This window comes from Blastococcus saxobsidens DD2 (assembly GCF_000284015.1).
In the GTDB taxonomy this organism is placed as follows: domain Bacteria; phylum Actinomycetota; class Actinomycetes; order Mycobacteriales; family Geodermatophilaceae; genus Blastococcus; species Blastococcus saxobsidens_A.
Map to the genome: position 1 here is coordinate 1,543,384 of NC_016943.1, position 20,378 is coordinate 1,563,761.

Genomic DNA, 20,378 nt, shown 5'->3' on the forward strand with positions numbered 1-20,378 from the left:
GGTGCGCAGCTGCCGCCGCGGCTAGGGTCGGGCGGGTGACCGACTGCCTGTTCTGCCGCATGGTCGCCGGTGAGATCCCCGCCGACGTCGTCCACCGGACCGACCGGGTCCTGGCCTTCCGGGACATCAACCCCCAGGCCTCCACCCACGTGCTGGTGATCCCGACCGACCACCACCCGACCGCCGGTGCCCTGGCCGAGGCCGACCCGGCGCTGATGGGCGAGATCGTCGCCGCCGCGCACGCGGTGGCCCGGCAGGAGGGGCTGGTGTCCGGGGACGGCGCGGAGCCGGGCTACCGGATGGTGGCCAACACCGGCCCGGCCGCCGGCCAGACCGTCCACCACGTCCACCTGCACGTCCTCGGCGGGCGCGACCTCGGCTGGCCTCCGGGCTGACCCAGGGAACCGTCGTCGCCGACGGCCGCGCCGCCTGGGAAGGTGGACCCATGACCGAGAGCACCGCGCCCCTCCGCATCGAGCGCGACGGCGACGTCGCCGTCGTCGTGCTGGACAACCCGCCGCTGAACCTCTTCGACGCGGCGACGTTCGACGCGATGGAGGCGGTGGCCGGCGAGCTGGTCGAGCTCACCGACCCGGCCCGGGCCGACCGCGCCCGCGCGGTGCTGGTCGAGGCGCGCGGCAAGGTCGTCTCCGGCGGCGTGGACGTGACCTACTTCCGCGACGTCGCCGAGGGCCCCGACCCCGCCCGGGTCGGCGGGGAGCTGTGGGCCCGGCTGCTCCGGGTGGCCAACACCTTCGAGGACCTGCCGGTGCCCACCGTCTTCGCCGCCCACGGCCTGACGCTGACCGCCGCGTTCGAGCTGGCGCTGTCCTGCGACATCCTGCTGGCCGCGGAGAAGGCGTCCTTCGGCCTGGTGGAGATCGTCGTGGGGCTGACGCCGTCGATGGGTGGGCCGCAGCGGCTCGCCGAACGGGCCGGCCCGGCGCGGGCCAAGGAGCTCGTCTACACCGGCGAGCGCTACCCGGCCGCCGTCCTCGAGCGGTGGAACGTGGTCAACCGGGTGCTGCCCGACGACGGCTTCGCCGAGACGGCCCGCGGGTACGCCCGCCGGGTCGCCGCCGGTCCCACGGTGGCGCACGCGGCCACCAAGCGGCTGGCGACGGTCGCCGTCCGGGAGGGCGCGCGCGCCGCCGACGCCCTGGTGCCGGAGATCTCCGGACCGCTGTTCGCCACCGACGACCTGCGCGGGGCGGTCGCGTCGTTCCTGAGCGAGGGACCCGGGAAGGCCACCTACCGCGGGCGGTGACCCCCCCAACGGGCGAACCGGGATTCGGTGGGTCGGGCGCGGGTAGAGTCGAGCGGGTTCCGAGTGCGCTGGTCGCACACCGCCGTCGCAGGAAGGCAGGGTCGAGGGTTCTTGCCCGACACCTCCCCGAACGTCCCCGTGCCAGGTGCCCCGAGTTCCCGTGAGGCATCGGCGCAGGCCGCTGCCGCGGACGGCCCGACCGGGTCACCGGCCCCCTCCGCCGCGAGTCCGGCGGGGTCCGTCCCCGCCGCCGTCCGGGCGACCATCACCGTTCCCGACAACGTGCCCATGGTGGCGCTGCTCGGCTCCGCCGACGAGCTGCTCCGGCTGGTCGAGGCGGGGGTCGACGCCGACGTGCACGTGCGCGGCAACGAGATCGCCGTCACCGGGCAGCCGGCCGACAACGCCTTCGCCGTCCGCGTCTTCGACGAGCTGATCGCGCTGATCGGCACCGGTCAGCAGCTGCGGCCCGACTCGGTGCGCCGGGTGATCGCCATGCTCAAGGCGGGCGGCTCCGAGCGGCCGGCCGACGTGCTGAGCCTGGACATCATCAGCCGCCGCGGCCGCACCATCCGGCCGAAGACGCTCAACCAGAAGCGCTACGTCGACGCCATCGACCAGCACACGGTCGTCTTCGGCATCGGCCCGGCCGGTACCGGCAAGACGTACCTGGCCATGGCCAAGGCCGTCCAGGCGCTCACCACCAAGCAGGTCAACCGGATCATCCTGACCCGGCCGGCGGTCGAGGCGGGGGAGCGGCTGGGCTACCTGCCCGGCACCCTCTCGGAGAAGATCGACCCGTACCTGCGGCCGCTCTACGACGCGCTGCACGACATGGTCGACCCGGAATCCATTCCTCGGCTGATGCAGGCGGGCACGATCGAGGTGGCGCCCCTGGGATACATGCGGGGTAGAACCTTGAACGATGCGTTCGTCATCCTCGACGAGGCGCAGAACACCACCGCCGAGCAGATGAAGATGTTCCTCACCCGGCTCGGATTCGGTTCGAAGGTCGTGGTCACCGGCGACGTCACGCAGGTCGACCTGCCCGGCGGCGCGCAGAGCGGGCTGAAGATCGTCCGCGAGATCCTGGACGGGATCGAGGACGTCCATTTCGCCAACCTGACCAGCTCCGACGTCGTCCGGCACCGGCTGGTCGGCGACATCGTCGACGCCTACGAGCGGTGGGACGCCACCCGGCAGCCCACCGCGACCCGACCGGCCGCCGGCGCGCCGGCTCGGACCGCCCGACCGCGCCGCCAGGGGAGCTGACCGCCGTGCCCGTCGAGGTGTCCAACGAGTCCGAGATCGCCGTGGACGAGGCCGAGCTGGCCGGCATCTGCCGGTTCGTCCTCGGCGAGATGGAGATCAACCCGATGGCGGAGCTGTCCGTGCTCTGCGTCGACGTCGACTACATGAGCAGCCTGCACGAGCGGTGGATGGGCGAGAAGGGACCCACCGACGTGCTGGCCTTCCCCATGGACGAGTTCGACACCGGGCGGCCCGACGACCCCGAGCCCGGCCCCGCGCTGCTCGGCGACATCGTGCTGTGCCCCGCGGTCGCCGTCCGGCAGGCCCGCGCCGCCGGCCACACGATGGACGACGAACTCGTGCTGCTCGCCACGCACGGGGTGCTCCACCTCCTGGGCTACGACCACATGGAGCCCGACGAGGAGAAGGAGATGTTCGGCCTCCAGTCGACGCTCATCGACGCCTGGCGCGCGGCGCCCCGCGAACCGGTGACCGGCGCCCCGGCCGCACGAGCCGCGGCACCGGGCGCGCCGGCCGGGGGTCGGGAGACCGGGTCCCGATGAGTCCCAGCGGGATCATCTCGCTGGTGATCGCCATCTGCCTGGTGCCCCTCGCCGGCCTCTTCGGCGCCATGGAAGCCGCCCTGCAGCGGGTGTCCAAGGCACGGGTGGAGGAGCTGCGCCGCGACGGCGTGAAGCGGGCGGCCGCCCTGGAGGAAGTGGTCGCCGAGCGCGCCCGGCACGTCTCGCTGCTCCTGCTGCTGCGGATCGTCTGCGAGATGGTCGCCGCGGTGATCGTCGCGCTGCTGTTCTTCGACCTGTGGGACAGCACGCTGCAGGCGGTCCTGGCCGCAGCGGGGGTCATGACCGTCGTCAGCTACGTCCTGGTCGGCGTCGGCCCGCGCACCCTCGGGCGCCAGCACGCCTACGGCACGGCGCTGGCCACCGCGGGCGTCGTGAAGCTGCTGGGCCGCGTGCTCGGCCCGGTGGCGACCCTGCTCATCCTCGTCGGGAACGCCATCACCCCCGGCCGCGGCTTTCGCGACGGCCCGTTCTCCTCCGAGGTGGAGCTGCGCGAGCTGGTCGACATGGCCGAGGAGCGCGGCGTGGTCGAGTCCGGCGAGCGGAACATGATCCACTCGGTGTTCGAGCTGGGCGACACCATCGCGCGGGAGGTCATGGTGCCGCGCACCGACGTCGTCTGGATCGAGCGCACCAAGACCGTGCGGCAGGCGCTCGCCCTGGCCCTGCGCAGCGGGTTCAGCCGGATCCCGGTGATCGGCGAGAACGTCGACGACGTCGTCGGCGTGGTCTACCTCAAGGACCTGGTCCGCCGCTCCCAGTACTCCGGTGACCAGCGCGGTCCGCGGGTCGAGGAGCTGATGCGTGCGCCGTCGTTCGTGCCGGAGTCCAAGCCGGTCGACGAGCTGCTGCGGGACATGCAGGCCCAGCGCATCCACATCGCGATCGTGGTGGACGAGTACGGCGGCTTCGCCGGTCTGGTCACCATCGAGGACATCCTCGAGGAGATCGTGGGCGAGATCGCCGACGAGCACGACCGCTTCCAGCGGCCCCAGGTCGAGCAGCTCGACGACGGCTCGATGCGGATCACCGCGCGGCTGCCGGTGCAGGACCTCGCGCAGCTGTTCGACGTCGAGCTGCCCGAGACCGACGACGTCGAGACCGTCGGCGGGCTGCTGGCCCGGGAGCTGGGGCGGGTGCCGATCGAGGGCGCCGCGGCCGAGGTCGGCGGGCTGCGGCTGGTGGCGGAGAGCACCGGTGGACGGCGCAACCGGATCGACACCCTGCTGGTGTCCCGGCTCCCCGAGCCGTCGGAGGACGGCGAGGAGAACAGGGACGGGCAGTCGGCGTCGGGGTCCACCCGGGCGGAGCTGCCGGCCGGCGTGGTGGAAGGCTGACGCCTCGTGGCTGACCTGGATCCCGAGGACGCGAAGCTCGTCACCCTGGCCCGCTCGGCGCGCGGCCGCACCGGCGCGGCGGAGGGGGCTGCGGTGCGCGACACCGACGGCCGCACTTACGTCGCGGCCAGCGTCGCCCTGCCGTCGCTGCAGCTGTCGGCGTTGCAGGCCGCCGTCGCCGCCGCCGTCTCCAGCGGGGTGGAGGGCCTGGAGGCCGCGGTCGTGGTCTCGGTCGCCGACGCGGTGGAGCAGGAGGGCCTGGCCGCGGTCCACGACCTGGCGCCGGGCGCGCCGGTGCACCTCGCCGGCCCCGACGGGGCGCTGCGCACCACCGTCTAACGCGCCAGCGGCACGTCGAGCGCGGCGGCGAAGGCGTCGGGGTCCCGCGCCCAGACGGTCAGGGCGTGCTCGCCGTCGTCGGCGAGGTACTGGACGGCGACGCGGGTCCGTCCCGGCCACCAGCCGCCGCGGCGCGTGGGACGCGACCACTCCCCGGGTGCCCGGCCGGCGCGCACCTCGCGCACGAGGACCGACGGCAGCACCGTGGCCTCGTCGGTCCGCCGGCCGGCGACGTCGAAGGAGACGCCGTGGTCGGAGACGGTGACCCGCCCGGTGCTGAGCACGTAGAGAGCGATGCCCGCGGCCAGCGCCAGCGGCACCTCCTCGCGGGCGGCCGGCCAGCCTGCGATCCAGCCGAACACCGCGGGCCAGGCCACGGCGACGGCCACGGCGAGCCCCAGGGCGACCGGCCCCCCGGGCCGGTACTGCCAGTAGCGCAGCGGTGCGGGGACGACGGTCGCCGAGCGCTTCGGCCCCCAGCCGGCCACGAAGCGGTGGCCGCGCACCTGCTCGACGTGCGACCGTCGCTCTCGCGCCACCACGGACTGCGGGGGTCGCGACCGGCTCCGCTCTCGTCCTGCCACGGCGGCGATCATCCCAGCCCGCCGGTCCCGGTGTTCTTCGTGCCTCCCGGTGGCGGACTGGCAGGTTTCTTGTGCACGCCGTCGTTCCTGCCACTGTCCGTGGCGGCGGGGACGGCGGATGCTCGAAGGCGTGACGACGTTGCTGTTCCTCCTGCTGCTCCTGCTCGTCCTGCAGTCGCTGGGGCGCCCCGCCGCCGGGCGCGTCCGCGCTCCGGCCACCTCCTGGTCCGAGGTGGCGCGCCGGCTGGCCGGCGACGCCCTGGCCGGCGTCCGCCTGCTCAGCCGGCTCGACGCCGTCCGCCGCGACCGGGCCGGTCGCCCCTGGTCCTGACGCCCGCGCGCCTCGGAGCTCCGGCGCGCGGGGCTGTCGGTCGCCGGTGGGAGACTGGAGCCGTGAGCAGCCCTGACCCGACGCCGTACCGCAGCGGCTTCGTCGCCCTCGTGGGCCGCCCCAACGCCGGGAAGACCACGCTGACCAACGCGATGGTCGGCGCGAAGGTCGGCATCGTGAGCAACCGCCCGCAGACCACGCGGCACGCCATCCGCGGCGTCGTCCACCGGCCCGGGGGGCAGGTGGTGCTGGTCGACACCCCGGGGCTGCACAAGCCCAAGAGCCTGCTCGGCAAGCGGCTCAACGACGTCGTCCGGGACACGTTGTCCGACGTCGACGTCATCGTGTTCTGCATCCCGGCCGACCAGCCCGTGGGGACCGGCGACACGTTCATCGCCCGGCAGCTGGCCGAGGTGAAGGCGCCGGTGGTCGTCGTCGTCACCAAGACCGACGCCGCGTCGAAGCAGCAGGTCGCCGAGCAGCTGATGGCCGCCAGCCGGCTGGTCGAGGCGGCCGAGGTGGTGCCGGTCAGCGCGGTGGGGGGCGACCAGGTGGCGCTGCTGGAGGACCTGCTGATCGGGCTGCTGCCCGAGGGGCCGCCGCTGTACCCGCACGCGCAGACCACCGATGAGGACGTCGAGCGGCAGCTCGCCGAGCTGGTGCGGGAGGCGGCGCTGGAGAAGGTGCGCCAGGAGGTTCCGCACTCCCTGGCGGTGACCATCGAGGAGCTGAACCGCCGCCCCGATCCCAAGCGGGCCGGCGGCGAGCTGGTCGAGGTGCACGCCCTGCTGCACTGCGAGCGGGCGAGCCAGAAGCCCATGCTGCTGGGCAAGGGCGGGCAGATCATCAAGGCCATCGGTAGCGAGGCCCGGGTCGGCATGGAGACGCTGCTGGACGCCCGGGTGCACCTGGAGCTGCACGTCACCGTGCTGGGCGAGTGGCAGGACGACCCCAAGAAGCTCAACCGGCTGGGCTACTGACGATGAGCGCGCACACCCCGAAGGCGCTCTACCGGGACGAGGGCATCGTCCTGCGCAACCAGAAGCTCGGCGAGGCCGACCGGATCATCACCGTGCTCACTCGCCGGACCGGCAAGGTGCGGGCCGTGGCCAAGGGGGTGCGCCGCACCAAGAGCAAGTTCGGCGCCCGGCTCGAGCCGTTCACGCACGTCGACCTGCAGCTCTACACCGGGCGCAACCTCGACATCGTGAGCCAAGCGGAGTCGATCCGGTCCTACGGCCAGGAGATCGTCGCCGACTACCCCTCCTACACCGCCGGGACCGCGGTGCTGGAGACCGCCGACCGGCTCACCGCCGAGGAGAAGGAGCCGTCGCTGCGGCTGTTCCTGCTGGTCGTCGGCGCGCTCCGGGCGCTGGGGGAGAAGACGCACCCGGCACCGCTGGTGCTCGACGCGTTCCTGCTGCGCGCCATGTCGGTCGCCGGCTGGGAACCGGCGCTGTCCGAGTGCGCGCGCTGCGGGGAGGCCGGCCCGCACCGGCACTTCTCCGTCCCGGCCGGCGGCACCGTCTGCCCCGCCTGCCGGCCCACCGGCTCGGCGATGCCCAGCCCGGTCACCATCGAGTTGCTCGACGCGCTGCTCACCGGCGACTGGGCGGTGGCCGAGGCCAGCCAGGGCACCAACCGGCGCGAGGGCAGCGGCCTCGTGGCTGCGCTCCTGCAGTGGCACCTGGAGCGCGGGCTGCGTTCGCTGCCCCTGGTCGACCGATCCGAGCCGTCGGCACTGCGCCGGGAAGTGAGCCTGCTCAGTGAGGCGTGAGGTCAAGGCCCCGAACCCGCACCCGTCCGGCGCCCGCCCGCCGCAGCTGCCGAAGGACAAGGTCCCGGGGCACGTCGCCATCGTCATGGACGGCAACGGGCGATGGGCCAAGGAGCGCGGGCTCCCGCGGACCGCCGGGCACGAGGCGGGGGAGTCCTCGCTGTTCGACTGCGTCGAGGGCGCCATCGAGCTGGGCGTCACGGCCATCAGCGCCTACGCCTTCTCCACGGAGAACTGGCGGCGCAGCCCGGAGGAGGTGCGCTTCCTCATGGGCTTCAACCGGGACGTCGTCCGGCGCCGGCGCGACGAGATGCACGAACTCGGGGTGCGGGTGCGCTGGGCGGGCCGTCGTCCCCGGTTGTGGCGTTCGGTGATCCGCGAGCTCGAGCTCGCCGAGGAGCTGACCAAGGACAACGACGTCCTGACGCTGACCATGTGCGTCAACTACGGCGGGCGGGCCGAGATCGCCGACGCCGCCGCCGCGATCGCCCGTGAGGTCGCGGCCGGGCGGCTCCACCCCGAGAAGGTGGACGAGACCACCGTGGCCCGGTTTCTCGACGAGCCGGACATGCCCGACGTCGACCTGTTCGTGCGGAGCTCGGGGGAGAACCGCACCAGCAACTTCCTGCTGTGGCAGTCGGCGTACGCGGAGTTCGTCTTCCTCGACACGCTCTGGCCCGACTTCGACCGCCGGCACCTGTGGGCCGCCTGCGAGGAGTTCGCGTCCCGGCAGCGCCGTTTCGGCACCGCCTGAGCAGCGTGAGATCGTCTGCGCACGGTGACAGGCGCCGACGACGGGAGGTCCGGTGTTCGCAGTGACACGACTGCGCGTGGGCACGGATGAGGCCACGGTGCTCGCCGAGCAGGTCGAGGCGCTGCTGGCCGCGCTCGCTGCCCGGCCGGGATTCCGGGACGGCGAGCTGGGGCGCTCGACCGACGACCCGACCCTCTGGGCGCTCGTGACCCGCTGGGACGGCGTCGGCACCTACCGGCGCGCGCTCTCGGCGGCCGAGGTCAAGATCGCCGGCGCCCCGGTCTGGGTGTTCGCCTTGGACGAGCCCGGCACCTACCTCGGCGCTGCCGAGGGGATCTAGCGACCGGACGTCGGCTCACCGGCTGTGTGCTTGCCGGCGTCCCAGCCGTGCCGCTGCAGGTTGTCGGTCGCCCAGCGCATGGGCGAACGCTCGAGTTCGGTGGCCATGGTGTCGTTCCACCGGTTGAGGAATCCGAAGTTGGCGATGACGGCGACGATCTCGACCACCTGCTCGTCGTCGAAGTGCCGCTGCAACTCGGCCATGTCCTCATCGGTCACGGCGTTGGGGGTGAGGCCGGCGCCGCGGGCGACCCGGAGGGCGGCTCGTTCGGCGGCGGTGAACAGCGGGTTCGTCTCGAACTCCCAGACCGCGGCGAGCTTCTCTGCGTCGGCGCCGCGTTGCTCTGCCACGTGCGACGTGTGGGCCTGGCAGTACGCGCATCCGGCGGCACCGGACACGACCGCGGCCACCAGTTGCTTCAGGACCCCGTCGACGCCGCCCTCGGCCATGACCACCGCATTGAGCCGCGCGAAGGCCTCCATGACAGCCGGCCGACGAGCCATGGTCAGCGTGCTGTTGGGCAGCACGCCCAGTGCCGACTCCACCGCGCGGAAGGTGTCCTCGTACTGGGGCAGTGACTCACGCGGCAGCGGCTCGACCCTCGGCACGGTGGTTTCCCTTCGTCGGAACGCCAACTCGCTCAGCGCTGAGGGATGCTACGTCGTCGTCGACGGTCATGCGCCCGGGAGGCGACGACGCCGGGCCGACTACCGTGGAGCGGTCAACCGCCGACCGCCAGCCGGATGGAGCCTCTCGCCGTGAGCGACAGCACCGCCAAGCCCGACCCCGCCCGCCTCGACAAGGTCGTCAACCTCTGCAAGCGGCGGGGATTCGTCTTCCCGTCCGGCGAGATCTACGGCGGTACGCGGTCGGCGTGGGACTACGGGCCGCTGGGCGTCGAGCTCAAGGACAACATCAAGAAGCAGTGGTGGCGCACCGTCGTCCAGAGCCGGGACGACGTCGTCGGCCTGGACTCCTCGGTGATCCTGCCGCGTCAGACCTGGGTGGCGTCCGGGCACGTCGGCGTCTTCACCGACCCGCTGACCGAGTGCCAGAGCTGCCACAAGCGGTTCCGCGCCGACCACCTGGAAGAGGCCTACGAGGAGAAGAAGGGGCGGCTGCCGGAGAACGGGCTGGCCGACATCTCCTGCCCGAACTGCGGCACGAAGGGCGCGTGGACCGAGCCGCGCGACTTCAACATGATGCTCAAGACCTACCTCGGCCCGGTCGAGGACGAGTCGGGCCTGCACTACCTGCGCCCGGAGACCGCGCAGGGCATCTTCGTGAACTTCGCCAACGTGATGGGCGCCGCGCGCAAGAAGCCGCCGTTCGGCATCGGCCAGATCGGCAAGTCGTTCCGCAACGAGATCACCCCGGGCAACTTCATCTTCCGCACCCGCGAGTTCGAGCAGATGGAGATGGAGTTCTTCGTCGAGCCGGGCAGTGACGAGGAGTGGCACCAGTACTGGATCGACGAGCGCACCCGCTGGTACACCGACCTCGGCATCGACCCGGCGAACCTGCGGCACTACGAGCACGCCAAGGAGAAGTTGTCGCACTACTCGAAGCGCACCGTCGACATCGAGTACCGCTTCGGCTTCCAGGGTTCGGAGTGGGGTGAGCTGGAGGGCATCGCGAACCGCACCGACTTCGACCTCTCCACGCACACCGAGCACTCGGGCACGGACCTGTCCTACTTCGACCAGGCCAGCAACACCCGGTGGACGCCGTACGTCATCGAGCCCGCGGCCGGGCTCACCCGCTCGCTGATGGCGTTCCTCGTCGAGGCCTACACCGAGGACGAGGCGCCCAACGCCAAGGGCGGCGTCGACGTCCGCACGGTGCTCAAGCTCGACCCGCGGCTGGCGCCGGTGAAGGCCGCCGTCCTGCCGCTGTCGCGCAACGCCGACCTCTCGCCGAAGGCCCGGGACCTGGCCGCGACCCTGCGGCGGAACTGGAACGTGGACTTCGACGACGCCGGCGCGATCGGCCGCCGCTACCGCCGGCAGGACGAGATCGGCACGCCGTTCTGCCTCACCGTCGACTTCGACACCCTCGAGGACGAGGCGGTGACCGTGCGGGCGCGCGACTCGATGAGCCAGGAGCGCATCGGCCTGGGCCAGGTCGAGGCCTACCTGGCGGCCCGCCTCCCCGGCTGCTGACCTGGTCTGGCAGCTCCGACGCGGCTCAACCCGACAGGGGTGGGGTGGAGCCGTGCCATGACGCGGCTCCACGCCCCTCGGCGCGGCTCAACCCATGCCAGGTGCGCCCACCCCGTCGTCGGCACGGGCCAGCCACCCGTCGTCGCCGTCGTCGTCGCCGCGCCATCGGCCCGCAGCGCGGGGGATTTCCCGGAAGTCGCGTACGCAAGGCCCCTCGACGGCGAGCTGGCGTCGCACGAGGGCGCCCAGTCGCGCGCGGCGTGCCGGTGGCATGTCCTCGGCGGCGACGCGGACGAACCGGATGCCGAGCGAGCGCAGCAGGTCCTCGCTGCGCTTCTCCTCCCACAGCACGTCCGCGGGTGTTCGACCGGATCGCGGCGCCCGGTACTTCACCCGCCCGTCGAACTCGATCGCCAGGGCGGCGTCGGGGTACCAGCCGTCGGCCACCTTCAGCAGCCGTCCGTCCGCCCAGAGCTCCACCTGGAGCACGAACGGAGGCAGCCCGAGTGCGGCGAAGGTCAGCCGGCCCCAGCTCTCGAGCCATGACTCGGCCCGGCCGTCGGCGAGCTGCACGGCACGCACCGCGCGAGGGATGCCGGGCACGTAGGCCTGGCGGTCGAGGACCCCGGTCAGCGTGTCCGTGGTGGTGAGCCCGCGCACGAGTGCAGCGTCGACGGCGGCGACGGCGTGTACCTCCGGCCAGGTGCGCGCCAAATCGACCACCGTCCTGGCTGCTGACGTCACGCGGTAGGCGCCGCGCACCGCCACGTCGTCGTCGGGGAGGCTCGCGCGCGTCATGACCCAGCCGCTGCCGCGGCGCCACCGGTGCGGATCCGTGAGGTGGACGGTGGTCATGGGTGTGCGCGGCCGAGGGAGTCCCCAGACCCAGGCGGCGGTGGTGCCGCTCAGGACCGCCGACGAGCGGCCCAGGCCGGTCGTGACCGCTAGGGCGTCCAGGCCCGGGCGGCGGCCGGTCCGCTCGACCTCGGCCAGGTCGGTCCGGCCGATGAACACCCCCGTCCGGAGCCGCACCCATTCCCCGGTACGCGTCGCCGTCCGTACCTCCTCGTTGCTGACCCCGCGCTCGGTCAGATCAGCCGTGGTGAAGATGCCGAGTCTGCGGCGGGCCGGCTCGGCGACCGTCAGCGGGACGGCGAGGGGTGTGCTCACGGCCCGACGGTGGAGCACGACGGCGGCGGCGGACGGCCACCGCAGCGATCTGTGGACCGAGACGCACCCTGGGGACGGCGCGGCTCGAGCCGCGCCGACCGGCCTGGAGCCGCGCCAGAACACGGCTCCACGCCCCTCGGCGCGGGTCAACCTACGCTGGTGACCGTGACGAGCACTGTCGAGCCGACGACGACGGCCCTGCCGCCGCTGAAGCTGGGCGCGCTGGCGGTCGACCCCGCCGTGGTGCTCGCGCCGATGGCCGGGATCACCAACCCGGCGTTCCGCACGCTGTGCCGGGAGTTCGGCGCCGGCCGCTACGTCTGCGAGATGATCACCACGCGGGCGCTGGTCGAGCGCAGCGCGAAGACGCTGCAGATGGTGCGGGCCACGGCCGACGAGAAGGACGCGTTCTCCGTCCAGCTCTACGGCGTCGACCCGGCCACGGTCGGCCGGGCGGTGGAGATGCTGGTCGACGAGGGCGTCGCCGGCACCCGCCCCGCGCACATCGACCTGAACTTCGGCTGCCCGGTGCCCAAGGTGACCCGCAAGGGCGGTGGCTCGGCGCTGCCCTGGCGGCGGGTCCTGCTCCGCGACATCGTGCGCACGGCGGTGTGCGCGGCGCGCGACGTGCCGGTCACCATCAAGACCCGCATCGGCATCGACGCCGACCACGTCACCTACCTCGACGCCGGGCGGATCGCCCAGGACGAGGGCGCCGCCGCGATCACCCTGCACGGGCGCACCGCCGACCAGCTCTACAGCGGCACGGCCGACTGGTCGCCCATCGCCCGCCTCGTCGAGGCCGTCGACATCCCGGTGCTCGGCAACGGCGACATCTGGGAGGCCGACGACGCGCTGCGCATGGTCGCCGAGACCGGCTGCGCCGGCGTCGTCATCGGGCGGGGCTGCCTGGGCCGGCCGTGGCTGTTCGGCGACCTGGCCGCCGCCTTCGCGGGCCGGCCGAGCCGGGCGCTGCCGACCCTCCGCGAGGTGGCCGCGATCATGCACCGGCACGCCTCGCTGCTCAGCGAGGAGCAGGGCGAGCTGCACGGCTGCACCGACTTCCGCAAGCACGTCGCCTGGTACCTCAAAGGCTTCTCGGTGGGGTCGGACACCCGGCGTGCGCTGGCGATGGTGAGCCGCCTGGACGAGCTGGACGAGCTGCTCGCCGGCATCCCCGACCAGCCCTATCCGACCGTGGTCCTCGGCGCGCCCCGGGGACGCACCAGCACGCCGCGGCCGGTGTCGCTGCCCGAGGGATGGCTGGCCGACCGCGACGACCCGCGGCCTCCGGTCGGAGCGGAGCTGGAGGTGAGCGGCGGATGATCGCACCGAAGGTGTTCCGATCCTTTGCGGAGCAGCGTTGAGCAGTGAAGGTCCGTTCCTCTACGACGAGGGCCCGGCGCCGCTGCACACCGGTACGCCGCGCAGCTACCAGGGCTGGCTGATCGGGGTCGTCGTCGGCATCACCCTGCTCGCCGGCGGCATGGTCGGTGCCCTCTACCTGGTCCGGGGCTCACCGGCGAAGCAGGCCATCGAGGTCACCGAGGTCTTCTTCACCGCACTCGCCGCCGGCGACATGGAGACGGCCCACCAGCTGCTCTGCGAGGAGCAGCGGGACCGGCTGGACGTGGCGGGCATGGAGCAGGAGTACCTGCGACCGGGCGTCGCCGAGGTGGCCTCCGTCGCGGACGACGACGTCACCGGTGCGCAGGTCCAGCAGGTCACCGTCCGCTGGGACGACGGCGCCACGGCGCAGGTGTCGGTCGTCAACGAGGACGGCCCGCGCGTCTGCGGGATCGACTGACCCATGCAGGGGAGAGCCGAATCGCGGTCTCCCCTCTCCTGCGCCAAGATCGATCTACTCGCCGGTAACGGCCGGAAACCGCCGGGACGGGGCAGACCGGGGGCTCCCGGTGCGGCACCATCTCGGTCATGCGAGGGGTCGGCTCTCGAGCACGGAGGTGTCAACGGTGACCATCGGTACTGATCAGTCGACGCGGACCAAGTGGGTCTACGACTTCAGCGAGGGCAACAAGGGCCAGAAGGACCTGCTCGGCGGCAAGGGGGCCAACCTCGCCGAGATGACCAACCTGGGCCTGCCGGTGCCGCCGGGTTTCACCATCACCACCGACGCCTGCCGCCACTACCTCGAGCACGGCGGCACCCCCGAGGAGCTCGCCGCCCAGGTCACCGAGCACCTGACGGCGCTGGAGAAGGCCATGGGCAAGACGCTCGGCGCCGCCGGCGACCCCCTGCTCGTGTCGGTCCGCTCCGGTGCGGCCGCCTCGATGCCCGGAATGATGGAGACCGTCCTCAACGTCGGCCTCAACGACCGGTCGGTGCAGGGCCTGGCCGCCCAGTCGGGCAGCGAGCGCTTCGCGTGGGACTCCTACCGCCGGCTGATCCAGATGTTCGGCAAGACGGTGCTCGGCATCGACGGCGAGCTCTTCGACGAGGCCTTCGACGACGTCAAGCGCGAGCAGGGCACCGAGTCCGACCTCGACCTGGACGCCGAGCACCTGCAGGACGTCGTCGCCCGGTTCGACGCGATCGTCCGCGAGCACACCGGGGCGGACTTCCCGCAGGACCCGCGTGAGCAGATGGACATGGCGATCAACGCCGTCTTCGACTCCTGGAACTCCGACCGGGCGATCATCTACCGCCGGCGCGAGCGCATCCCGAGCGACGCCGGTACCGCCGTCAACGTCTGCTCGATGGTCTTCGGGAACCTGGGCGCCGACTCCGGCACGGGGGTGGCCTTCACCCGCGACCCGGGCAGCGGCGCGCACGGCGTGTACGGCGACTACCTGCAGAACGCGCAGGGCGAGGACGTCGTCGCCGGGATCCGCAACACCGTCCCGCTGGCCGACCTGGAGCGCATCGACAGGGACGCCTACGACGAGCTGATGACGACGATGGCGCGGTTGGAGTCGCACTACCGCGACCTGTGCGACATCGAGTTCACGATCGAGCGCAACAAGCTCTGGATGCTGCAGACCCGCGTGGGCAAGCGCACCGCGGGCGCCGCCTTCGTCATCGCCACCCAGCTGGTCGACGAGGGTCTGATCGACATGGACGAGGCGGTCCGCCGGGTCACCGGCGACCAGCTGGCTCAGCTGATGTTCCCGCGGTTCGTCTCGGGCGGGGAGGCCACCAAGCTCACCCAGGGCATGAACGCCTCGCCCGGCGCGGCGGTGGGCCGGGCGGTGTTCTCCTCGGAGGAGGCCGTGGCATGGGCCGGTCGCGGTGAGAAGGTCGTCCTGGTCCGGCGCGAGACCAACCCCGACGACCTCTCCGGGATGATCGCCGCCGAGGGCGTGCTGACCAGCCGGGGCGGGAAGACGTCGCACGCTGCCGTCGTCGCGCGGGGCATGGGGAAGACCTGCGTCTGCGGCGCCGAGGAGCTGCAGGTCAACACCAAGGAGAAGAAGTTCACCGCGCCCGATGGCACGGAGGTGAGCGAGGGCGACGTCATCTCGATCGACGGGTCCACCGGCAAGGTCTGGCTCGGCGAGGTGCCGGTGGAGCCGTCGTCGGTGGTCCGGTACTTCGAGGGCGAGATCGACCCCGACTCGACGGACGCCGACGGCGGTGCTGATGACTTGGTGCGCAGCGTGCACCGCATCCTGACCCACGCGGACGAGGTGCGGCGCCTGGACGTGCGCACCAACGCCGACACCCCGGAGGACTCCGCCCGCGCCCGCCGCTTCGGCGCCCGCGGCATCGGTCTCTGCCGGACCGAGCACATGTTCCTCGGCGACCGGCGGCAGCTGGTGGAGAAGCTGATCCTCGCCGACGGCGACGCGGAACGGCAGGCCGCGCTGGACGCGCTGGAGCCGCTGCAGAAGCAGGACTTCCTGGAGATCTTCGAGGCGATGGACGGGCTGCCGGTCACCATCCGGCTGCTCGACCCGCCGCTGCACGAGTTCCTGCCCGACCTCACCGAGCTGTCGGTGCGGGTGGCGCTGGCCGAGGAGCGCGGCGAGCCCGACGAGGGCAACCTGCGGCTGCTGGCCGCCGTGCGCGGCATGCACGAGTCCAACCCGATGCTCGGCCTGCGCGGGGTGCGGTTGGGCCTCGTCGTCCCCGGGCTGTTCGCCATGCAGGTGCGGGCGATCGCCGAGGCGGCCTGCGAGCGCAAGCAGGCCGGCGGCGACCCGCGGCCGGAGATCATGATTCCGCTCGTCGGCGCCGTGCAGGAGCTGGAGGCCATCCGCGAGGAGTCCGGGCGGGTGCTCGCCGAGGTCTGCGAGGAGTGCGGCATCGACGTCAGGCCGCTGATCGGCACGATGATCGAGGTGCCCCGGGCGGCCCTGACGGCGGGCGAGATCGCCTGCTCCGCAGAGTTCTTCTCCTTCGGCACCAACGATCTCACCCAGATGACGTGGGGCTTCTCGCGGGACGACGTCGAGGCGGCGTTCTTCCACCAGTACCTGGACAAGGGGATCTTCGGCATCTCGCCGTTCGAGTCGCTGGACCGCGAGGGCGTCGGCCGGCTGGTGCAGATCGCGGCCGAGGCGGGCCGGTCCGCCCGCCCGGACCTGAAGCTCGGGATCTGCGGCGAGCACGGCGGAGACCCCGACTCGGTGCACTTCTTCCACGAGGTCGGCCTGGACTACGTGTCCTGCTCGCCGTTCCGGGTGCCGGTCGCCCGGCTGGAGGCCGGCCGCGCCGCGCTGGACGGGGACCGCGCCGGCTCCTGAGGTCCTGCTCGGCGGGGTGGCCGGGCACACCGTCGCGGGGCACGCGCGCCGTCGTCCCCGCGTGGTACCCATGACGGGTGGTCGCGCGGGGTCTGATGACGAGGACGGTCGGTGCCGGATTCCTGGCCGCCGTGCTGCTCGTGGTCTCCACCGCGCTGGCCATCTGGTACACCGCCCGGCAGGACGCCCGGCCACCCTCGGACGCGATCGTCGTCCTCGGCTCGGCCCAGTACAACGGCGTCCCGTCGTCGATCTTCGAGGCGCGGCTCGAGCACGCGCGCGCCCTGTACGAGCAGGGGGTCGCCCCGGTGATCGTGACCGTGGGCGGCAAGGCGGCCGGGGACCAGTTCACCGAGGCAGAGGCCGGGCGCGACTACCTGGCCGCGACCGGCGTGCCCGCCGAGGCGCTGCTCCCGGTCGAGCAGGGCGTGGACACCCTGGAGAGCATGCGGGTGGTCGCCGCGGCCTTCGCCGAGCGGGGCTGGGAGAGCGCCGTCCTGGTCACCGACCCCTGGCACGCGATGCGGGCCGAGCGCATGGCCGAGGACGCCGGGATGGACGCGGACAGCTCCCCGACCCGGCAGGGCCCGGCGGTGCAGACCCGCGCCACCCAGTTCCGGTACATCCTGCGGGAGACTGCTGCCTACCTGCTCTACCGCGTGACCGGCGAGAGCGTCGCCGGCGCACCCGGCATCGGCTGAGGAAGGGGAGGCACATGGCCGGGCGGGGACGCATCCGGGCCGCGGACATCGCGCTGGTCCGCGACCGGAGCAAGATCGACGAGATCGTCGGTGAGCACCTGCAGCTGAAGCGGGCCGGCGGCGGCAGCCTCAAGGGGCTGTGCCCTTTCCATGACGAAAAGACGCCGTCCTTCCAAGTGACGCCTTCACGAAACCTCTTTCATTGTTTCGGTTGTGGGGTAGGCGGAGATGTCATTTCCTTTATTCAACAGATCGACCATCTGACCTTTTCCGAGGCCGTCGAGCTGCTGGCCCATCGCGCCAACGTCGAGCTCAAGTACGAGGACGACGGCGGTCGCCCGACGGCGGGCCCGGATCGTGCCTCGGTCGGCCAGCGGGCCCGGCTGGTCGCCGCCAACACCGCCGCGGCCGCCTTCTACGCCGATCAGCTGGGTACCCCGGAGGCCGCCCCGGCCCGCCAGTTCCTCGCCGACCGCGCCTTCGACCGGCAGGCCGCGCTCGACTTCGGCTGCGGCTACGCGCCCGGCGGCTGGGATGCGCTCACCCGGCACCTGCGCGCCAAGGGCTTCAGCCAGGCCGAGCTGGTCACCGGCGGGCTGGCCAAGGAGTCATCCCGGGGCACGCTGATCGACCGGTTCCACCGGCGGCTGGTCTGGCCGATCCGCGACATCACCGGCGACGTCATCGGCTTCGGCGCCCGCAAGCTCATGGGCGACGACCCGGGCCCCAAGTACCTCAACACCCCGGAGACGCCGCTCTACAAGAAGAGCAGCGTCCTCTACGGCATCGACCGCGCCAAGCGCGACATCGCCAAGCGGCACCAGGCCGTCGTCGTCGAGGGGTACACCGACGTGATGGCCTGCCACCTGGCCGGCGTGACGACGGCGGTGGCATCCTGCGGCACCGCGTTCGGCGCGGAGCACATCGGCGTGCTCCGCCGGCTGCTGATGGACCAGGACGAGTTCCGCGGCGAGGTGGTCTACACCTTCGACGGCGACGCCGCCGGCCAGGCCGCGGCGATGAAGACCTTCGCCGAGGACCAGCGCTTCGTCGGGCAGACCTTCGTCGCGGTCGAGCAGGAGGGGCGCGACCCCTGCGAGCTGCGGCAGGAGCACGGCGACACCGCCGTCCGCGACCTGGTCGCTCGCCGCACCCCGCTGATCGCCTTCGTGCTGAAGACGACGCTGGCCGGCTACGACCTGAACACCGTCGAGGGGCGGGTGGCCGCGCTCGAGAAGACGGTGCCGCTGGTCGCCGGCATCAAGGACCATGCGCTGCGCCCGGCCTACGCCCGGGAGCTCGCCGGGATGATCGGCAACACCGACGAGGCGGAGGTGCTCGAGCGCGTCCGGCGGCTGACCGGCGACGGGGGAGGAGCGTCGGCCCGGGGCCGCTCGCGCGCGCCCAGGCGCACCCCGGACGACGCCGCGATCGCCGTCGAACGGGAAGCGATCAAGGCCGCGCTGCAGGCCCCCGAGTACGCCGGCCCCGCCTTCGACGCCGTCCCACCGAGCGCCTACACCGACCCCGACTACGCCGCCGTGGCCGAGGCGGTGGCCGGGGCGGGCGGCGCCGCTGCAGCGACCGTCACCGGGGCCGCATGGCTGGACCAGGTCGGCGCGCACTGCGGGCGGGAGAGCGCCCGCGCGCTGCTCACGGCCCTGGCGGTGGAGCCGATGCGGTCGGTCACCGGCGAGCCCGACCCCTCGTACGTCAACGCGATCATGGCGCGGCTGCAGGAGATGGCGACGGTCCGGGAGATCGCCGCGCTCAAGGGGCGGCTGCAGCGGATGAACCCGGTCGAGCAGGCCGACGACTACATGAAGGCGTTCAAGCAGCTGATGGACCTCGAACAGCTGGCCATCTCGCTGCGCAAGCGGGCCATCGGCGGCCTCGGGTGACCTTCCTCGCCCAGGTGCGCCGCCGGTTCGCCCGCCCGCCGGAGGAGGTCCGGGCGGCGATGGCGGCCGATCCGGACGAGCGGGTGCTGACGTGGGGGGTGCTCGCCCGCGACGCCGGGTGGCTGGCCGCCACCTCGCGCGGTCTGCGCCGGGTGGGCACGGGCCACGGTAACGAGCTGCTGCCGTGGCACGAGGTGGGGCACGCCCGCTGGGCCGCCACCACCGACGGCGGCGGCACCTTCGCCGTCACCCCGCTGACCGAGGTGGAGCCGGGTGTGCAGGCCCGGCTGCCCGTGGTCCGGCACGTGCTCACCGACGCCGGCGACCTGCCGGCGATCGTGCGCCGGCGGGTGGACCAGACCATCGTGACCAGCCGGCGGGTTCCGCTGCCCGGCCGGGGAGGACTGCTGCTGGTCGCCCGCCGGGTGCCCGGTCAGGCGGCCCGGGAGTGGACGGTCGTCTTCGACGACGACGCCGACCGCGACGACCCCGTGGCGCGGGAGGCGGCGCGGCGCAAGCTCGCCGAGGCGCTGGCCGCCGATCAGCCCGACTGAGCCGGGCGCACGCTCAGCGCGGGGGCTCGCTGCCCAGCTGGGCCTTGAGCGTCGAGACGGCGTCGTCGGCCTTGGCCTGGGCCATCCCGGCGATGCTCTGCAGGCGCGGATCATCCTTGGCCTGCTCCCAGGCGCGGCGGATCTGCTCGTAACGCTCGCGGCCGGCCCGCGCCCCGAGGACGTAGCCAGCACCGAATCCGGCGAGGAACGACAGCTTGGCCACGGGGAACCTCCAGGGTGGACGGGCGGTGAACGACGGACACGCTACCTGTGGCGCACAACGCGTCGCGCCCTGCGAGCCGCACGCGGACCCGTCCTGAGCGTGGGGTACTCTCGTCGGGCCAGCGGGTCGCACCGCTGATCCCCCGTAGCTCAATTGGCAGAGCATGCGACTGTTAATCGCAGGGTTACTGGTTCAAGTCCAGTCGGGGGAGCAAAGCCGCAGATCACCGGCCTGTGGAGCTGTGTCGGGGCGATAAACTTTTGCTGCGACACATCACAAACTCACCACCTAAGAGTTCGGCGGCGGGTATGGCTGGTCATGTCAGCCCACGTCCGCGGGCCGCCTTGTGCGGAGACGGCGGGGTCATACGTGCCGGCGAGGGGCGGTGCGCCGCACGACT

The 20,378-nt window shown here is 72.7% G+C and carries 22 protein-coding genes and 1 tRNA gene; 19 read left to right on the plus strand and 4 right to left on the minus strand.

What is annotated here, in order from left to right; all coding sequences use genetic code 11:
- The first annotated feature begins 35 nt into the window (after positions 1-35).
- The 6 genes from BLASA_RS07265 (at position 36) to BLASA_RS07290 (ending at position 4,775) form a co-directional block, all read left to right on the plus strand.
- Complete coding sequence (locus tag BLASA_RS07265; protein WP_014375425.1) at positions 36-395, plus strand: histidine triad nucleotide-binding protein; 360 nt, start codon at positions 36-38, stop codon at positions 393-395.
- A gap of 50 nt (positions 396-445) precedes the next feature.
- The gene (locus BLASA_RS07270) at positions 446-1,267 is read left to right on the plus strand and encodes an enoyl-CoA hydratase/isomerase family protein (protein ID WP_014375426.1); all 822 of its coding nucleotides are present in this window, start codon (positions 446-448) and stop codon (positions 1,265-1,267) included.
- Between the two features lie 288 nt (positions 1,268-1,555).
- Entirely contained in the window at positions 1,556-2,539 is a 984-nt protein-coding gene (locus BLASA_RS07275; RefSeq protein WP_014375427.1) for a PhoH family protein, read from the plus strand.
- A gap of 5 nt (positions 2,540-2,544) precedes the next feature.
- The gene (ybeY, locus tag BLASA_RS07280; RefSeq protein ID WP_014375428.1) at positions 2,545-3,081 is read left to right on the plus strand and encodes an rRNA maturation RNase YbeY; all 537 of its coding nucleotides are present in this window, start codon (positions 2,545-2,547) and stop codon (positions 3,079-3,081) included.
- A complete protein-coding gene (locus BLASA_RS07285; RefSeq protein WP_014375429.1) occupies positions 3,078-4,436 on the plus strand; it encodes a hemolysin family protein in 1,359 nt (452 codons plus the stop codon). Before ybeY ends, BLASA_RS07285 begins: the two co-directional genes overlap by 4 nt.
- Before the next feature lie 6 nt (positions 4,437-4,442).
- Entirely contained in the window at positions 4,443-4,775 is a 333-nt protein-coding gene (locus BLASA_RS07290; protein ID WP_014375430.1) for a hypothetical protein, read from the plus strand.
- Here BLASA_RS07290 and BLASA_RS07295 read toward each other — a convergent pair.
- Positions 4,772-5,314 (minus strand): hypothetical protein, encoded by a 543-nt coding sequence (locus tag BLASA_RS07295; protein ID WP_166486500.1) that lies wholly within the window; start codon positions 5,312-5,314, stop codon positions 4,772-4,774. The two genes, BLASA_RS07290 and BLASA_RS07295, sit on opposite strands and share 4 nt — an antisense overlap.
- Positions 5,315-5,489: 175 nt before the next feature.
- Between BLASA_RS07295 and BLASA_RS07300 the strand changes: the two genes are divergently transcribed.
- From BLASA_RS07300 to BLASA_RS07320, 5 genes are all read left to right on the plus strand, one after another.
- Complete coding sequence (locus BLASA_RS07300; protein ID WP_166486501.1) at positions 5,490-5,690, plus strand: hypothetical protein; 201 nt, start codon at positions 5,490-5,492, stop codon at positions 5,688-5,690.
- 62 nt (positions 5,691-5,752) lie between these two features.
- Positions 5,753-6,670, plus strand: a complete 918-nt coding sequence (era, locus tag BLASA_RS07305) for a GTPase Era (protein WP_014375433.1) — start codon at positions 5,753-5,755, stop codon at positions 6,668-6,670.
- 2 nt (positions 6,671-6,672) lie between these two features.
- Positions 6,673-7,467, plus strand: coding sequence for a DNA repair protein RecO (gene recO, locus BLASA_RS07310; RefSeq protein ID WP_014375434.1), 795 nt, complete (start codon positions 6,673-6,675; stop codon positions 7,465-7,467).
- Positions 7,457-8,221, plus strand: coding sequence for an isoprenyl transferase (locus BLASA_RS07315; RefSeq protein WP_014375435.1), 765 nt, complete (start codon positions 7,457-7,459; stop codon positions 8,219-8,221). Before recO ends, BLASA_RS07315 begins: the two co-directional genes overlap by 11 nt.
- 61 nt (positions 8,222-8,282) lie before the next feature.
- Complete coding sequence (locus BLASA_RS07320; protein WP_231839570.1) at positions 8,283-8,561, plus strand: antibiotic biosynthesis monooxygenase; 279 nt, start codon at positions 8,283-8,285, stop codon at positions 8,559-8,561.
- Here BLASA_RS07320 and BLASA_RS07325 read toward each other — a convergent pair.
- Positions 8,558-9,169, minus strand: coding sequence for a carboxymuconolactone decarboxylase family protein (locus BLASA_RS07325; RefSeq protein ID WP_014375437.1), 612 nt, complete (start codon positions 9,167-9,169; stop codon positions 8,558-8,560). The two genes, BLASA_RS07320 and BLASA_RS07325, sit on opposite strands and share 4 nt — an antisense overlap.
- Positions 9,170-9,304: 135 nt before the next feature.
- Between BLASA_RS07325 and BLASA_RS07330 the strand changes: the two genes are divergently transcribed.
- Positions 9,305-10,723: a glycine--tRNA ligase gene (locus BLASA_RS07330; protein ID WP_051004883.1), complete on the plus strand. Its 1,419-nt coding sequence runs from the start codon at positions 9,305-9,307 to the stop codon at positions 10,721-10,723.
- 87 nt (positions 10,724-10,810) lie between these two features.
- Here the strand turns inward: BLASA_RS07330 and BLASA_RS24530 are convergent, their stop codons facing one another.
- The gene (locus tag BLASA_RS24530; RefSeq protein WP_014375439.1) at positions 10,811-11,893 is read right to left on the minus strand and encodes a type IV toxin-antitoxin system AbiEi family antitoxin domain-containing protein; all 1,083 of its coding nucleotides are present in this window, start codon (positions 11,891-11,893) and stop codon (positions 10,811-10,813) included.
- Positions 11,894-12,058: 165 nt separating this feature from the next.
- Between BLASA_RS24530 and dusB the strand changes: the two genes are divergently transcribed.
- The 6 genes from dusB to BLASA_RS07365 all read left to right on the plus strand — a co-directional run bounded on the left by dusB (position 12,059) and on the right by BLASA_RS07365 (position 19,755).
- Positions 12,059-13,219 (plus strand): tRNA dihydrouridine synthase DusB, encoded by a 1,161-nt coding sequence (gene dusB / locus BLASA_RS07340; RefSeq protein WP_014375440.1) that lies wholly within the window; start codon positions 12,059-12,061, stop codon positions 13,217-13,219.
- Between the two features lie 37 nt (positions 13,220-13,256).
- Positions 13,257-13,700 carry a hypothetical protein gene (locus BLASA_RS07345; RefSeq protein WP_014375441.1) on the plus strand — a complete coding sequence of 148 codons (444 nt, stop codon included), beginning with the start codon at positions 13,257-13,259 and terminating at the stop codon, positions 13,698-13,700.
- A 166-nt stretch (positions 13,701-13,866) separates the two neighbouring features.
- Complete coding sequence (gene ppdK / locus BLASA_RS07350) at positions 13,867-16,599, plus strand: pyruvate, phosphate dikinase (protein ID WP_014375442.1); 2,733 nt, start codon at positions 13,867-13,869, stop codon at positions 16,597-16,599.
- Positions 16,600-16,676: 77 nt separating this feature from the next.
- Positions 16,677-17,300: a YdcF family protein gene (locus BLASA_RS07355; protein ID WP_014375443.1), complete on the plus strand. Its 624-nt coding sequence runs from the start codon at positions 16,677-16,679 to the stop codon at positions 17,298-17,300.
- Between the two features lie 14 nt (positions 17,301-17,314).
- Entirely contained in the window at positions 17,315-19,201 is a 1,887-nt protein-coding gene (gene dnaG / locus BLASA_RS07360) for a DNA primase (protein WP_014375444.1), read from the plus strand.
- Positions 19,198-19,755: a hypothetical protein gene (locus BLASA_RS07365; RefSeq protein ID WP_014375445.1), complete on the plus strand. Its 558-nt coding sequence runs from the start codon at positions 19,198-19,200 to the stop codon at positions 19,753-19,755. The genes dnaG and BLASA_RS07365 overlap by 4 nt, the downstream gene beginning before the upstream one ends.
- Before the next feature lie 13 nt (positions 19,756-19,768).
- Here the strand turns inward: BLASA_RS07365 and BLASA_RS07370 are convergent, their stop codons facing one another.
- Positions 19,769-19,978, minus strand: coding sequence for a hypothetical protein (locus tag BLASA_RS07370; protein WP_014375446.1), 210 nt, complete (start codon positions 19,976-19,978; stop codon positions 19,769-19,771).
- A gap of 138 nt (positions 19,979-20,116) precedes the next feature.
- Between BLASA_RS07370 and BLASA_RS07375 the strand changes: the two genes are divergently transcribed.
- Positions 20,117-20,189: transfer RNA gene (locus BLASA_RS07375), tRNA-Asn, on the plus strand.
- Positions 20,190-20,378 lie beyond the last annotated feature (189 nt).

Excerpts from the sequence above, each read along its gene's own strand:
- BLASA_RS07270 (WP_014375426.1), top strand. The coding sequence starts at position 446 with ATGACCGAGAGCACCGCGCCCCTCCGCATCGAGCGCGACGGCGACGTC.
- BLASA_RS07275 (WP_014375427.1), top strand. The coding sequence starts at position 1,556 with ATGGTGGCGCTGCTCGGCTCCGCCGACGAGCTGCTCCGGCTGGTCGAG.
- BLASA_RS07285 (WP_014375429.1), top strand. The coding sequence starts at position 3,078 with ATGAGTCCCAGCGGGATCATCTCGCTGGTGATCGCCATCTGCCTGGTG.
- recO (WP_014375434.1), top strand. The coding sequence starts at position 6,673 with ATGAGCGCGCACACCCCGAAGGCGCTCTACCGGGACGAGGGCATCGTC.
- BLASA_RS07330 (WP_051004883.1), top strand. The coding sequence starts at position 9,305 with ATGGAGCCTCTCGCCGTGAGCGACAGCACCGCCAAGCCCGACCCCGCC.
- dnaG (WP_014375444.1), top strand. The coding sequence starts at position 17,315 with ATGGCCGGGCGGGGACGCATCCGGGCCGCGGACATCGCGCTGGTCCGC.